This is a genomic window from Streptococcus sp. sy004 (genome assembly GCF_007859205.1).
Classification (GTDB): domain Bacteria; phylum Bacillota; class Bacilli; order Lactobacillales; family Streptococcaceae; genus Streptococcus.
Genome location: NZ_VOHP01000001.1, coordinates 478,796 through 493,608, shown reverse-complemented (window position 1 = coordinate 493,608; position 14,813 = coordinate 478,796). Strand labels below are relative to the sequence as shown.

Genomic DNA, 14,813 nt, shown 5'->3' with positions numbered 1-14,813 from the left:
TGTTTTTTCGAATAAAGCAAGTAGGAGGCTTATTATGTTACTGGCTAGAAATCAAGATGGACGGTTGGTTAATTTAGCAGTAGAGACATGCCATGACGTTCAAGTGTTTACTTGTCCTGCTTGTCACCGACCTGTCCGCGCGAGATGTGGAAAGATCATTCGGCCACATTTTGCTCATTATCAAGCTCAAGCTTGTTCTTTTTTCACTGAAAATGAAAGTGATGAACATTTATCCTTAAAAGCTAAATTATATCAATCTTTGTCTAGAGATTGTCCTGTTCAGATAGAGGCAATTTTACCGAAAATCAATCAAATAGCCGATCTTTTAGTGGCAGATAACTTAGTCTTAGAGGTTCAATGCAGTCGCTTATCGTTAGAGCGTTTGCGTCATCGAACCAAATCTTACCGTGATTCTGGTTATCAGGTACGATGGCTTTTGGGAGAAAAACTTTGGTTAAAAGACACCTTGTCTGCTCTGCAACAACAATTCCTTTATTTTTCCAATAATATGGGTTTCCATCTTTGGGAGCTAGATGAAAAAGCTTCTCTTCTGAGACTCAAATATTTGATTTATCAAGATGTTAAAGGCAAAGTTCATTATTTAGAAAAATCATGCTCTTTTGCTGCTGATATTTTAGGATTTTTGCGCCAGCCCTATCTTAAGCAGGGTTTGAGTTGTTATCAACGTGTCATGGATCCGTCTATTGTTACTTATATTCAAAATCAGCTTTATCATAACAACCCCAAATGGTTAAAAAAACAAGAAAAAGCCTATTTAAAAGGAGAAAATCTGTTGGCTAAATCAGTAGAGGACTTTTATCCTCAAATCCGTCCCCTAATATCGAAGGATGGTTTTTGTCAGATAGAGATGGATTTATCTGAGTTTTATCAAGCCTTTACCAATTACTATATAGGGGTGAAAAACAAAAACCAGCAGATTTTATATCCACCAGCTTTTTATTTAGTTTGATACCACTGCCTTTCAGCTAGCCATTCTCAGATGATTTATGATAGAATGAAAAGAAAAGATAAAAGGAGAAACTTATGTCAGATAATCGTAGCCATTTAGAAGAAAAGTACACCTGGGATTTATCAACCATTTTTCCAACAGACCAAGCCTGGGAAGACGCCTATACTGAGCTGACAAAAGATGTGGAAGCAGCAACTGAATTTGCTGGTCATTTGCTTGATTCGAGCCAGTCCTTGCTTGAAATTACCAAGTCTTACATGGATTTGTCACGTCGTTTAGAAAAACTCTATGTTTATGCCCACATGAAAAACGACCAAGATACAACAGTTGCCTACTATCAAGAATTAGAAGCCAAAGCTAATGGGCTTTATAGTAAATATGGTCAGGTTTTTTCTTTCTATGAACCTGAATTTATGACGCTATCGCAAGAACGCTATGATGAGTTTTTAAAGGAAGCACCTGGGTTGAAAAAATATCACCATTATTTTGAACGTTTATTTAAGCGAAAACCTCATGTGCTATCGCAGGTTGAAGAAGAGCTGTTGGCAGGTGCCTCAGAAATTTTTGGTGCAGCAGGAGAAACTTTTGGTGTCCTAGATAATGCTGATATTCGTTTTCCCTATGTCAAAGATGAAGATGGTGAGGAAGTTGAGCTGACTCATGGGAATTATATTAGTTTATTAGAATCAAAAGATCGTCAGGTCAGAAAAGACGCTTATGAAGCCTTATACAGTACCTATGAGCAGTTCCAACATACCTATGCTAAGACCTTACAGACCAATGTTAAAGTTCAAAATTTCAAGGCCAAGAGTCGTTGTTTTTCATCGGCGCGTGAGGCGGCTTTAGCAGCTAACTTTATTCCAGAAAGTGTTTATGACACCCTTGTTGAAGCAGTTAATCATCACTTGCCACTACTACATCGTTACATTAAATTGCGTCAACAGGTTTTGGGGCTATCTGATTTGAAAATGTACGATTTGGCGACACCTCTCTCAAGTGACGAACAAAAGATTACTTATGAGGAAGCCTTGGCTAAGTCAGAAGAGGTATTGGCTATTTTTGGAAAAGATTATAGTGATCGAGTGAAACGAGCATTCAGTGAGCGTTGGATTGATGTTCATGTCAATAAAGGCAAGCGTTCAGGAGCTTATTCTGGTGGTTCTTACGATACTAATGCCTTTATGCTCCTTAACTGGCAAGATAATTTAGACAATCTTTACACCCTTGTCCATGAAACAGGTCATAGCCTACATTCGACCTTTACGCGTGAAAATCAACCTTATGTTTATGGAGATTATAGCCTTTTCCTAGCTGAGATTGCCTCAACCACAAATGAGAATATTTTAACTGAGACGCTTTTGAAAGAAGCTAAAACAGACAAGGAACGTTTTAGTATTTTAAATAACTATTTGGATGGTTTTAGAGGAACGGTTTTCCGTCAGACTCAGTTTGCTGAATTTGAACATGCCATTCATCTGGCAGATCAAAATGGTGAAGTCTTGACTAGTGATTATTTGAACACACTTTATGCAGACATCAATGAAAAATACTACGGTCTGAAAAAAGAAGATAACCACTATATCCAATATGAGTGGGCAAGAATTCCGCATTTTTACTATAACTACTATGTCTATCAGTATGCAACAGGCTTTGCTGCAGCGAGTTATTTGGCAGAAAAGATTGTTCATGGTAGCCAAGAAGATAAGGATAAGTATCTAGACTATCTAAAAGCAGGAAATTCAGACTATTCAATGAACGTGATTGCCAAGGCTGGTGTCGATATGACAACGGTTGATTATCTAAATGCTGCCTTTAAGGTCTTTGAAGCTCGCTTAATAGAATTAGAAGAATTGGTTGCCAAAGGGGTTCATCTAGCCTAAGCGATAGAAGAATGAGAAGTGAGTCGGTCAGTTCCGTCTTTTCTCGTTCTTTTTATGTTATAATAAACTAGAGTAGGAGGCTTGACCATGAAAGAGATTAGACGACTTGGGCTAACTGATCAAGAGGCGTTTGAAAAGTTTCAAGCCATGATGTTGGCTGAACAGGAAGCAGGAAATCCTTTTATCCAGACGAAGTTGGTTGATGATTTTCCAGCTTTTGTTCAAAAATCTCGTCAATTGGAAACCAAAACGGATGATCCAAATTGGTCCAAGGTAACAACCTATTATTATTTTCTTGATGGGGAATTGGTCGCTAAGATTTCATGTCGTTGGGAATTAAAAGGGGCATTAGCAAGTGTTGGTGGCCATATTGGTTATGCGACTAGAACAGATTATCGTGGTCAAGGGATTATGACTGAATTGTTGAGGTTTGCTTTAGAACGTTATCAGAAAAAAGGGATCAAAAACGTTTTAATAACAGCGGATGTTCATAATGTAGCCAGTCGTCGAACCATTGAGTCAGCTGGTGGTGTGTTTGAAAATGTGGTCTTAAATCAAGGGCAAGAAGTTGCTCGTTATTGGATTAACTTGGAGGATGAAATGGAAAAAATCAACTTTATTTGGGATTTTGACGGCACTTTGGTAGAGTCTTATACAGCCATTATGGAAGCTATGGCTGTGCTTTATGAACGTTACCAATTGGAGTTTAATGAAGAAGAAGTTAAACAGGTGATTTTGGCAACTTCTGCGGGTCATTTATTTGCCCAATTGGCTGAAGAACATGGCTTGGATCAAAATGAGTTACGTGTTTTTTTCACGAAGGAGCAAGAAAAACGTGATGATCAAGTGGTTTTGCTTCCACATGTGATTGACGCATTAGAGTTTACGCAACAAATGGGAATTCAAAATTTTATTTATACGCATAAGGGAAGTACTACCCAAGCTGTCTTGGAACGCTTAGGAATTGCCAAGTATTTTGTTGAAGTGGTGACGGCAGTTAATGGTTTTGAACGCAAACCGCATCCAGAAGGTGTGAACTATTTGTTGGAAAAATATCAATTGGTCAAGAATGAAACTTATTATATCGGCGATCGTCCGATGGATTTGGAAGTGGCACGATACGCTGGTATCAAGAGCATCAATTTCTCTCAAGAAACTAATGAATTTAACCAGAAAATTGATAGCCTTGCTGACTTACCAGGTTTATTTGTATGATTTAGAAAAGAGAGTCTGATGACACATAAGATTTTTCAAATGCCCTTTGCTAAGATTTATTCTTGCTATGTCACTAAACTAGAGCGAAAAAACAAAAACTCAATGGATTTAGACCATATTATTGTTTGGTTGACAGGTTATTCTGAACAAGAGTTGGTAAAGGTGGTGAACGATGAGATAAGTTTGGCCTTGTTTTTTGAGCAAGCGCCTCAGCTTAATCAGAATTGGCAGTTAATTACAGGTAAGATTTGTGGGCAGTCAATAGAAACGATTCAAGACCCCTTGATGCGAAAGATTCGCTGCTTGGACAAACTGGTTGATGAGTTAGCCAAAGGAAAATCTCTTGAAAAGTTATTGGTTTAGTGAATGTTGTCCATTTTTTTACGAATAAATAAGAGAGAGAAGTGATTTTCACTTCTTTTTTATTTGATTTTTGTTATAATAGAACCTATGGTTGAATCATATAGTAAAAATGCAAACCACAACATGCGCAGACCTGTGGTAAAAGAAGAAATTGTTGAGTTAATGCGCCAGCGCCTAGCTGATAATCAAGGGCACTTGAAAGAGTTGGCTACTTTTGCGAAGGAAGAAAACATTCCTGTTATCCCTCATGAAACAGTGGCTTATTTCCGAGTATTGTTGCAAACGGTAAAACCTAAGAAAATCCTAGAGATTGGAACGGCTATTGGCTTTTCAGCGCTTTTAATGGCGGAATTTGCACCAAACAGCCAGATTACGACAATTGATCGCAATCCAGAAATGATTGATTTGGCTAAGGAAAATTTTGCCAAATATGATAAACGGCAACAAATCACCTTGCTTGAAGGAGATGCCGTAGATCTTTTAGCAGATTTGGATGAAACCTATGATTTGGTCTTTATGGATTCGGCTAAGTCAAAATATATTGTCTTTCTCCCTCAAGTGTTGGAAAATTTGGCAGTCGGCGGCCTAGTTGTTTTGGATGATATTTTTCAAGGTGGTGATGTGGCTAAACCGATTGAAGAAGTTCGTCGTGGTCAACGAACCATTTATCGTGGCCTACAAAAACTTTTTGAGGCAACCTTGGATAATCCAGATTTAACAGCTAGTTTGTTGCCTTTGGGAGATGGTTTATTGCTGCTTCGTAAAAATGCCCCGAGCGTCAAGTTGCCCGATTAAGCAGAATTTAAGAAAACATGATATACTAAAACAAGTGAAATGGATAATAAGGAGTTAAGAAACATTATGAAGAAAAAAATTGCAGCAGGTCTTGTGACACTTTTGTCAGTTGCTACGTTAGCAGCCTGTACAAATACTAAAGACAATGCGTCTTTGATCACTATGAAAGGTGATACAATTACAGTCGCTGACTTTTATGAGCAAGTCAAATCAACTTCAGCTGCCCAACAATCGATGTTAACGTTGGTTCTTTCAAAAGTATTTGAAGCTCAATATGGAGATAAGGTATCAGAAAAAGAAATTACTGAAGCCTATAATAAGACAGCAGAATCTTATGGTGCTTCGTTCTCTCAAGCTTTGACAGCAGCAGGAATGACAACAGATTCTTACAAACAAACCATTCGTTTGCAAAAGTTGATTGAATACGCAGTCAATCAAGAAGCAGAAAAAGCTTTGACGGATGAAAATTACAAAAAGGCTTATGACAGCTACACGCCAGAAGTCAGTGCACAAATCATCAAGTTGTCTGATGAAGAAAAAGCTAAATCAGTATTAGAACAGGTTAAAGCGGATGGGGCAGATTTTGCAGCCATTGCTAAGGATAATTCAACAGATGAAACAGTAGATTACAAGTTTGATTCGGCATCGACTGAAGTACCTACCGAAGTGAAAACCGCAGCCTTTGGTCTGGATACTAATGGTATTTCAGAAGTTTTGACAGTCTTGGATAGTTCGACTTATACAACGAATTATTACATTGTCAAAGTGACCAATAAGACAGAAAAAGATGCGAACTGGAAGACTTACAAAGATCAGCTGAAAAAAATCATTCTAGCTGAACAAACAGCTGATGGCAGTTTGCAGAAGAAAATTATTTCAGAAGCATTGACAAAAGCTAATGTCAAAATTAAAGATCAGGCCTTCTCAAGCATCTTATCTCAATTTGCTTCCTCAACGGCAGCCTCTTCGCTACCGTCATCAACTACTGAAAGTAGTTCGTCAAGTGAAGAAGCCTCTACAGAAGCAAGCACAAGTAGTGAGAGTGCAAGTTCTGAAAGCACAAGCTCTGAAAGTACAAGTTCTGAAAGTTCTCAAGCCCAATAGTTGAGGGTTGACGAAATCTTTCAAAGTCTGTATAATAACCTTATCAAGAATTGATTTTATCTTTTTTGGCACAGAAAATTGGCGGTTGTTGCGAGCCATGCAAGGGGAAAATCATGCTACTTGATTACTGTTAGTGTGAATAAAATGAGGATGACAAGGTCATTGAATGAAGGTGGTACCGCGGTTTTTCGCCCTTCGTTTAATGGGCTTGTCGTTTTTTATGATTGGAGGTTAATGATGAAGACATTTTATATTAAAGAAAAAATGTGGTCTTTAGGTTGTGATTTTAAGGTGGAAGATGAAACAGGACAACTGGCCTATCGTGTCAAGGGCTCTGTCTTTCAGTGGTTCAAAACGTTTACATTTACCAATCATAAGGGACGTAACGTTGCCAAACTTAAGCAAGGCTTATCTCTTATTTTACCCAAGTTTAACTTGACCTTTGCAGATGGTCGTCAAGTGATGATCAAAAAGAATTGGTCATGGTTTGGGGCACGCTATCAGATTGTTGGTTTAGATTTGTCAGTAGAGGGAGATATTTGGGATAAAAACTATTCATTGTATAAAAATGGGCAGTTGGTTGCCCAAATTAAACAAGAATGGTTTAAGATGACCTCTACTTATCAAATAAAGGTCCATGATGAAAGTTATAGCGATGAAGTGGTTGCTTTAGCTATTGTGATTGACTATATTAAAGAAAGAACGGCTTATAGTGCCGTAAGTTCTTAAAAGAAAAGGAGAAAGTAAATGAAATATATGACAAGTGCCCAAGTCCGTCAGATGTGGTTGGACTTCTTTGCGTCAAAAGGACATGCGGTGGAGCCGTCAGCTAACTTGGTTCCAGTAAATGACCCAACATTACTATGGATTAACTCTGGCGTGGCAACGCTGAAAAAATATTTTGATGGTTCTGTGATTCCAGAAAATCCACGCATTACCAATGCTCAAAAATCAATTCGTACCAATGATATTGAAAATGTTGGTAAGACTGCACGTCACCACACCATGTTTGAGATGTTAGGGAATTTTTCGATTGGTGATTACTTCCGTGATGAAGCCATTGCCTTTGCTTTTGAATTGTTGACAAGCCCAGAATGGTTTGCCTTTCCATTAGACAAATTGTACATGACTTACTACCCAGATGATAAGGATTCTTATAACCGTTGGATTGAGTTAGGAGTTGATCCAAGCCATTTGATTCCACTAGAAGATAACTTCTGGGAAATTGGTGCTGGTCCGTCTGGTCCGGATACAGAAATATTCTTTGATCGTGGCGAAGCCTTTGACCCAGAAAATATTGGTATTCGACTCTTAGAAGAGGATATCGAAAATGATCGTTATATTGAGATTTGGAATGTCGTTCTTTCTCAGTTTAATGCAGACCCGTCAGTTCCACGTAGTGAGTATAAAGAACTACCAACGAAGAACATTGATACGGGTGCTGGTTTAGAGCGTTTGGTATCTATTTTCCAAGGGGCTAAGACAAACTTTGAAACGGATTTGTTTATGCCGATTATCAAGGAATTGGAAAAAATGTCTGGTGTAGTCTATGATCAAGATGGCGACAACATGAGTTTCAAGGTCATTGCTGACCACATTCGTTCTTTAGCTTTTGCGATTGGCGATGGTGCACTTCCTGGTAATGAAGGTCGTGGTTATGTACTTCGTCGTCTGCTTCGTCGTGCGGTCATGCACGGTCGTCGTTTGGGAATCAATCAAGCCTTCCTATACAAATTGGTAACAACTGTTGGTCAAATTATGGAAAGCTACTACCCAGAAGTGCTTGAAAAACACGAATTTATTGAGAAAATTATCAAGCGTGAAGAAGAAACCTTTGCTCGTACGATTGATGCTGGGTCAGGTCATTTGGATCAATTATTGGCTGAGTTGAAAGCAGTTGGGCAGACACGTTTGGACGGTAAAGACATCTTTAAACTTTATGATACTTATGGTTTCCCAGTAGAATTAACCGAAGAATTGGCTGAAGATGCAGGGTTTACGATTGATCATGAAGGTTTTAAAGTAGCGATGAAAGAGCAACAGGACCGAGCTCGTGCTAGCGTGGTTAAGGGTGGTTCGATGGGAATGCAAAATGAAACCCTAGCGAGTATTGTTGAGCCATCAAACTTTGTTTATGACGTTGAAGAATTAAGTAGTAAACTTTCAGTGATTGTAGCTGAGAATGAACGAACAGAGATGGTTTCAGAAGGTCAGGCACTTCTTGTCTTTGAGCAAACACCATTTTATGCTGAGATGGGTGGTCAGGTAGCTGACCATGGTTGGATTAAAAACAGTCAAGGTGATGTGGTTGCTAAAGTGATTGATACGCAAAAAGCACCTAATGGTCAAGCCTTGCATACGGTTGAAGTCTTGGCGAGTTTAGCAGTAGGTAATGATTATGTGCTTGAAATTGATCGTAGTCGTCGTCACCGGGTGATGAAAAATCATACCGCAACTCACTTGCTTCATGCAGCACTTCATCATGTTATTGGTGAGCATGCCAATCAGGCAGGGTCATTGAACGAGGCAGGTTTCTTGCGTTTTGACTTTACTCACTTTGAAGCAGTTACGGCTGAGGAACTTCGTCAGATTGAAGAAGAAGTGAATGAGTATATTTGGAAAGCACTTCCAGTTACTACAGTGGAAACAGATATTGATACCGCTAAATCAATGGGTGCTATGGCTCTCTTTGGTGAAAAATATGGTAACCAAGTTCGTGTGGTTTCTATTGGTGATTATTCTGTTGAGCTGTGTGGTGGTACTCATGTGAAAAATACGAGTGAGATTGGTATTTTCAAAATTGTTAAAGAAGAGGGAATCGGTTCAGGGACTCGTCGTATTCTAGCAGTGACTAGTCGTGAAGCATTTCTTGCTTATCGTGAGCAAGAAGATAGCTTGAAAGCTGTTGCGACAAGTATCAAATCCCCACAATTGAAAGATGTGCCAAATAAGGTAGCTAGTCTTCAAGAACAGGTTCGTGAGTTGCAAAAAGAAAATGCTGAGTTGAAAGAAAAAGCGGCAGCAGCTCAAGCTGGAGATCTCTTTAAGGCGATCCAAGAAGCCAAGGGCATTCGTTATATTGTAAGTCAAGTAACAGTAGCCGATGCAGGAGCTCTTCGTACCTTTGCTGATACATGGAAACAAAAAGACTATTCAGATGTCTTGGTGTTAGTCGCAGCAATTGGTGATAAGGTTAATCTTCTTGTTGCTAGTAAGACAAATCAAGTTCATGCTGGTAATCTTGTTAAAGAATTAGCACCGATTGTTTCAGGTCGTGGTGGTGGTAAACCAGACATGGCCATGGCTGGAGGTAGTGATAAAGACGCTATTTCACAATTATTATCAGTAGTAGCTGATAAATTATAAAATAAATAATAGCATTTCTTAAGAAATGCTATTATTTTGTATTTAGTAGTGATAATTATTTCTATGTATATGATAAAAACAATTGAATTTTTCAAGTAAAGTATTTGACAAATAGGGGGGGGGGAGGATATTATGTAGATAGGTATATATTATATACATTATTAATATTAAAGAGGTGGGACTATTGTTTAGAAATAATAAGCATAGAGACACAGCTCAACGCTTTACAATCAAAAAGTTTAAGTTTGGCGCTGCGTCAGTATTAATTGGTACAGTATTTGCGGTATTTGCAGGTGGTGCTCAAGCCGAAACAGAAACATCAGTAACTGAAAGTACAGCGTCAACGACGCTTGTGTCAGAAACTGAGGTTTCATCTACTGAAGTATCAACAGTAGAAACACTTGTTGTTGCAGAAGAAGTAGTTTCTGAGCCCGTAGCAAGTTCAGAAGAAACAGTAGCTTCATCAGAAGTTGCAACATCAAGTGAGGAAGTTTCTGAAGAAAGCAAGTCAGAAACATCAACATCTTCAAGCGAAGAAACTGCTAAAGAAACGAAAGCAGAAGCAATGACAACTGCAACTTCAACAAGTGCATCAGTTACGACACCTTCTCGTGTTGTAGCTACCACTTATAAAGTGACTTATACAGATGTTGAAACTGGTGCAGTGATTGCCAATGGTCGTAGCAAGTCAACAGTCACTACAACAAGTTTACCAGTTGAAGAGACAGACAAGGTAACGTTTGAAGTCACTGAGAAAGCTAACATGTCATTACCAGAATTGACTGGCTACAAGTTGGTAGCAGGTCAAGCCGAGGTTCAAGCAGCCATCATTACTTATGGTGATCGTAATAGTCGTTTTATCAACTTTAACGTGGTTAAAGAAGATGTAGCAGCGGCAGGTGGTAACAACGATAACGAAACAGATTTGGCAGGATTCCGTGCAGCTAGCGATACGGTTGATGCTGCAATTGATGGAGGATCGAGCTATACGACTCTAGATAGAGTTAATGCTACTATGCCATTTACAGTGGTTATTAAAAGTTATCAAGGTACCTCAGAAAACACTGTTCCTGATACCCCAGATGTTCCAGGACGAGGTGGTCGTTTAGATGCTCCATTGTCAGCTGAAGAAACTCAAAAATTATCTTCTGAGGCTTTGTTGTGGACTGGAAAAGTGAGACCGACTGGGCAAACAATAACTACTCCAGTCTATGGTTCAACTGGTGGATATGAGTTCATTGCGACAGAAATTTATCGTAATGTTTATGAGCAAGGTGTAGATTATGTTTATATTCAAAATGTAAAATCTCAATATGACCTTAGCGAAGAATCAAAAGCACAAGGTTATCGTCTTCGAGCCGTTGAGCTTGATAATCTTCCACCAGGACTAGGCTACAATCCAAACACAGATACGATTGAAGGCTATATCATAAGTAGACTTCAAAACGGTGTATATGAAAGACGTGTAACATTGTTAGTAGAAGATGCTAATGGTAGGGTTATTCGTGCCAATATTCATGGGCTACATTCGGGTTGGATTGGTTGGACTGATAGTGATTCACCAACTATTGCTGCAACTTCAGTTGCCTATACTATAGATGATACTATTTCACATAACATTCAATATAGTGATAATGATGCAGTTGGAAAAGATACACAAGCCAATTATAAGTGGGCAGGTGGTGTTTTAACTGGCCCAACAGCTACTAGAACAAGTGAAACATCATCAGCAAGTTTCACAACTAAAAATGGTACAGTAGTAAAAGCAAATAGAAGTCCACAAATCACAGCTGCCAATACTGGTGTAGCAGGAATATCAGGTTCTAATGCGAACACAATTAACAGTCTTGTTCCGGGGACAACTTATAATCCAACAACAGGTAATATTTCGGGGACATTAACGACATCTGGAATTTATACCTTGTCTGCTTATGGTAAAGACTATGGAGCAAATGCACGTGATAGACAATGGACACAATATGGTCAAGAAACTAATGAATTCTTTACTATTGCGGTTAAGCCAAAAGTTGAAGTTCAAAATGTTGAAGTATATGCAACAGAGGTACCAGTTAAAATTTCGGCTGGTACAAACCAAGCTAAATTAACAATGCCAGATGGTACAGTGACTAACTTAGTACTTCAAGACGGTCGCTGGATAGTTTCGGCTGATGACACAACGAATACAGCGGTTAGTGCAGGACAAGATTTGGGTGCAGAAGGAATAGCCTTTACTGTTCCCGTGACTTCTAATTCAACACAATATGCAGGTGTGGATACAATTGCTTTAGAAACAGTGACAGAAAATGTTACTGCGATATTATCACGTAAAAGCATTACCTTGCAAGATGCTGCCAATGTTAGCCGTACAGCAATCTTAAATAAAGAAACTGGTAAGTATGAATTACCAATTGATGAGGCGTTTACTTTTGTTGATAATGGAGATAATACCTCAACTATTACAGAACGTCGTATCTATAATGAAGACAACACTAATGGTCAAAATAATTACATCGTTTATGAGTTTACGCGTACCTATAATACAACATCATCAGCAAGTACTTTAATTGATAAAATTAACGAAGTTAAAACAAATGGTCGAGTAACAGCTGTTGGAAATGTTACACGTACAGTTACTACATTGCCTAGTACAACTCAAGTAAACTATGACGCTAATACAAAAACATGGACAGCAGCAGATGGTTCTACAGTAACTGCTGTTGAAGATGGTGAAGGTTGGACTGTTGAAACTGATTCAGGTTTCTCAGGACATGTTGCTGTGCGTAAATTGGTTGCAACTGATGTTGCATCAATTGAAAATGAAAAGCCAGTGTCAGATTCAACAAGCTATAATAGACCAATTAACTCATCTGTTGATTTGTTAAATGAGTCAGATGCGGCAGTTAGTTTTAGAGATGCAGAAGATGATCAATCATCTGATGAGCAATCGGAAACAATTGTGACAGGATTTTCAGTGACTAATCCAGATGGAAGCGTGAAGAGTTTTGATTCTGCTAAAGATGAAGAAACAAAATTTATTCAAGCAACAAAAGATGCAGCTGCAGCTCAAGCTGCTGTTGCTGCTGAAATTCAAAATCTGACATCAAGTCAAATGGAATTAGCAGTAGCAGAAGAAGCAGTAATTCGTGCCCAGCGTCATTTGGCTGATGCACAAAAAGCTGTTGAAATTTCTAAATTACAAGATAGTTCAGCAAGTAGGACTCCAAAAGCTGAGGCAGCGTTGGCAGAAACACAAGCAAAACTAGCTGCAGCTCAAGCGATGTTAGCTGAAAAACAGGCTGCATTAACGACAAGTCAAGATAACTTGACGGTATTAAAACGAGCAGAATTAGTTGCTAATCAAAAAGTTGAAACAGCACGTGAAGCTCTGAAAACAGCTTCAGAAGTCTTGAAAGCAGAAGTTGAAGTTTATACTTTATCACAAACAGGTGAATATGCCGTAACAGTTACAGCAGTTGATTCAAATGGTATTGTAACTAATCCAACTGTTGGTGGTACTGATTCTGGTGAAGTGGTAGACGATGCTGTGACATCAACGACCTACTATATTACTGTACAGGATATTAAAGCGAGACCAGAATACACGTCAGGTGTACTTAATGAAACACAGACGGATAATATGGCAGATAATTTCACTGTAACAGATACTAATGCTAGTGTAGTTTATCGTTTTGTTGATCCATCAAATAATTCAGAAGTGACTAGCTTAACAACTGTTGAAGGAATTTACACGATTAATGAAAACACAGGAGCCGTAACCTTTATTCCTGTCACTGATTTTGTAGGTACAGCAACAGCAGTTTCTGTCAAAGCAACAGCAACTTCTGTGGATCGTAATAATCAATCATTTAGTTATTCAGCGACAACAACTTACACGCCAACAGTTTACGGTATTTCAGCGACTAATGTGACATCTAGTGATTATGTTGATGTGAATCAGACAGGTCAGCCAAGTTTTACTGTCTTGAATAATGCTGATAATACAACTAACTATAATGATACAGCACAAAATGAATCAATTGTAACGATTCCAGCAACAGGTGCTTATCGTTTAGAAAATGCAGATGCTGAAGGTAAGGTAGTTGTTGATGGTCAAGGGACATATACCATTAACGCAGATACAGGAGTTGTAACTTTTGATCCAGTACCGAGTTTTACAGGAACAGCGACAACCGTATCTGTTACAGTGAGAGGAACAGCGACAGATAAGGAAGGAAGCACTGTTACTGTTGAAGCGACGGGTACTTATACACCAACTGTAATCAACTTGACGCCAACTGCTAAAGACCGCACAAGTGAGGATTACATCAATGTTTCTCAAACAACGAATGCGACAAGCATGTTCAAGGCAGGAACAGATGGTAATGGCACGGAAGCCTTGGATGAAACAAGTTTGACCTTGTTAGATGCAAATGGTAATCCAACGACAAGTATAACGGTAGCTGAGGGAACTTATGTTCTGGAAAATGGCACAATTACCTTCACGCCAAATACGAATTACACAGGAGATGTAACTCCAGTAACGGTTCGCATGGCTGATTTGAGTGGTGACACGGCAACAGCAACATACACGCCACGTGTAATCAACTTGACGCCAACTGCTAAAGATCGCACAAGTGAGGATTACATCAATGTTTCTCAAACAACGAATGCGACGAGCATGTTCAAGGCAGGAACAGATGGTAATGGCACGGAAGCCTTGGATGAAACAAGCTTGACCTTGTTAGATGCCGAGAGTAATCCAGCAACGACAGTCACTGTAGCTGAGGGAACTTATGTTCTAGAGAATGGTACAATTACCTTCACGCCAAATACGAATTACACAGGAGATGTAATTCCAGTAACGGTTCGCATGGCCGACTTGAGTGGTGACACGGCAACAGCAACGTACACGCCACGTGTAATCAACTTGATGCCAACTGCTAAAGATCGCACAAGTGAGGATTACATCAATGTTGCTCAAACAACAGATGCAACAAGCATGTTCAAGGCAGGAACAGATGGTAATGGCACGGAAGCCTTGGATGAAACAAGCTTGACCTTGTTAGATGCAAATGGTAATCCAGCGACAAGTGTGACGGTAGCAGAAGGAACTTATGTTC

9 protein-coding genes and 1 pseudogene are annotated in these 14,813 nt (G+C 39.0%); all 10 read left to right on the top strand.

Annotated features, from left to right (window positions below):
* Positions 1–34: 34 nt before the first annotated feature.
* Positions 35–970, top strand: a complete 936-nt coding sequence (locus FRX54_RS02500; protein WP_146460675.1) for a competence protein CoiA — start codon at positions 35–37, stop codon at positions 968–970.
* A gap of 74 nt (positions 971–1,044) precedes the next feature.
* A complete protein-coding gene (pepF, locus tag FRX54_RS02495; RefSeq protein WP_146460673.1) occupies positions 1,045–2,850 on the top strand; it encodes an oligoendopeptidase F in 1,806 nt (601 codons plus the stop codon).
* Positions 2,851–2,937: 87 nt separating this feature from the next.
* Positions 2,938–3,450, top strand: a pseudogene (locus FRX54_RS06320) (GNAT family N-acetyltransferase); the annotation flags it as partial.
* Positions 3,451–4,065, top strand: coding sequence for an HAD-IA family hydrolase (locus FRX54_RS06315; RefSeq protein ID WP_186652438.1), 615 nt, complete (start codon positions 3,451–3,453; stop codon positions 4,063–4,065).
* A 15-nt stretch (positions 4,066–4,080) separates the two neighbouring features.
* Positions 4,081–4,428, top strand: coding sequence for a DUF2200 domain-containing protein (locus FRX54_RS02485; RefSeq protein ID WP_146460669.1), 348 nt, complete (start codon positions 4,081–4,083; stop codon positions 4,426–4,428).
* 87 nt (positions 4,429–4,515) lie between these two features.
* The gene (locus FRX54_RS02480; RefSeq protein ID WP_146460665.1) at positions 4,516–5,223 is read left to right on the top strand and encodes an O-methyltransferase; all 708 of its coding nucleotides are present in this window, start codon (positions 4,516–4,518) and stop codon (positions 5,221–5,223) included.
* A 66-nt stretch (positions 5,224–5,289) separates the two neighbouring features.
* Positions 5,290–6,327 carry a peptidylprolyl isomerase PrsA gene (gene prsA, locus FRX54_RS02475; protein ID WP_146460663.1) on the top strand — a complete coding sequence of 346 codons (1,038 nt, stop codon included), beginning with the start codon at positions 5,290–5,292 and terminating at the stop codon, positions 6,325–6,327.
* Positions 6,328–6,564: 237 nt separating this feature from the next.
* Positions 6,565–7,056 (top strand): LURP-one-related/scramblase family protein, encoded by a 492-nt coding sequence (locus FRX54_RS02470; RefSeq protein ID WP_146460661.1) that lies wholly within the window; start codon positions 6,565–6,567, stop codon positions 7,054–7,056.
* An 18-nt stretch (positions 7,057–7,074) separates the two neighbouring features.
* Positions 7,075–9,693 carry an alanine--tRNA ligase gene (gene alaS / locus FRX54_RS02465; protein ID WP_146460658.1) on the top strand — a complete coding sequence of 873 codons (2,619 nt, stop codon included), beginning with the start codon at positions 7,075–7,077 and terminating at the stop codon, positions 9,691–9,693.
* A gap of 184 nt (positions 9,694–9,877) precedes the next feature.
* A partial coding sequence (locus FRX54_RS06365) for a YSIRK-type signal peptide-containing protein (RefSeq protein WP_222430370.1) occupies positions 9,878–14,813 on the top strand: 4,936 nt, incomplete at its 3' end.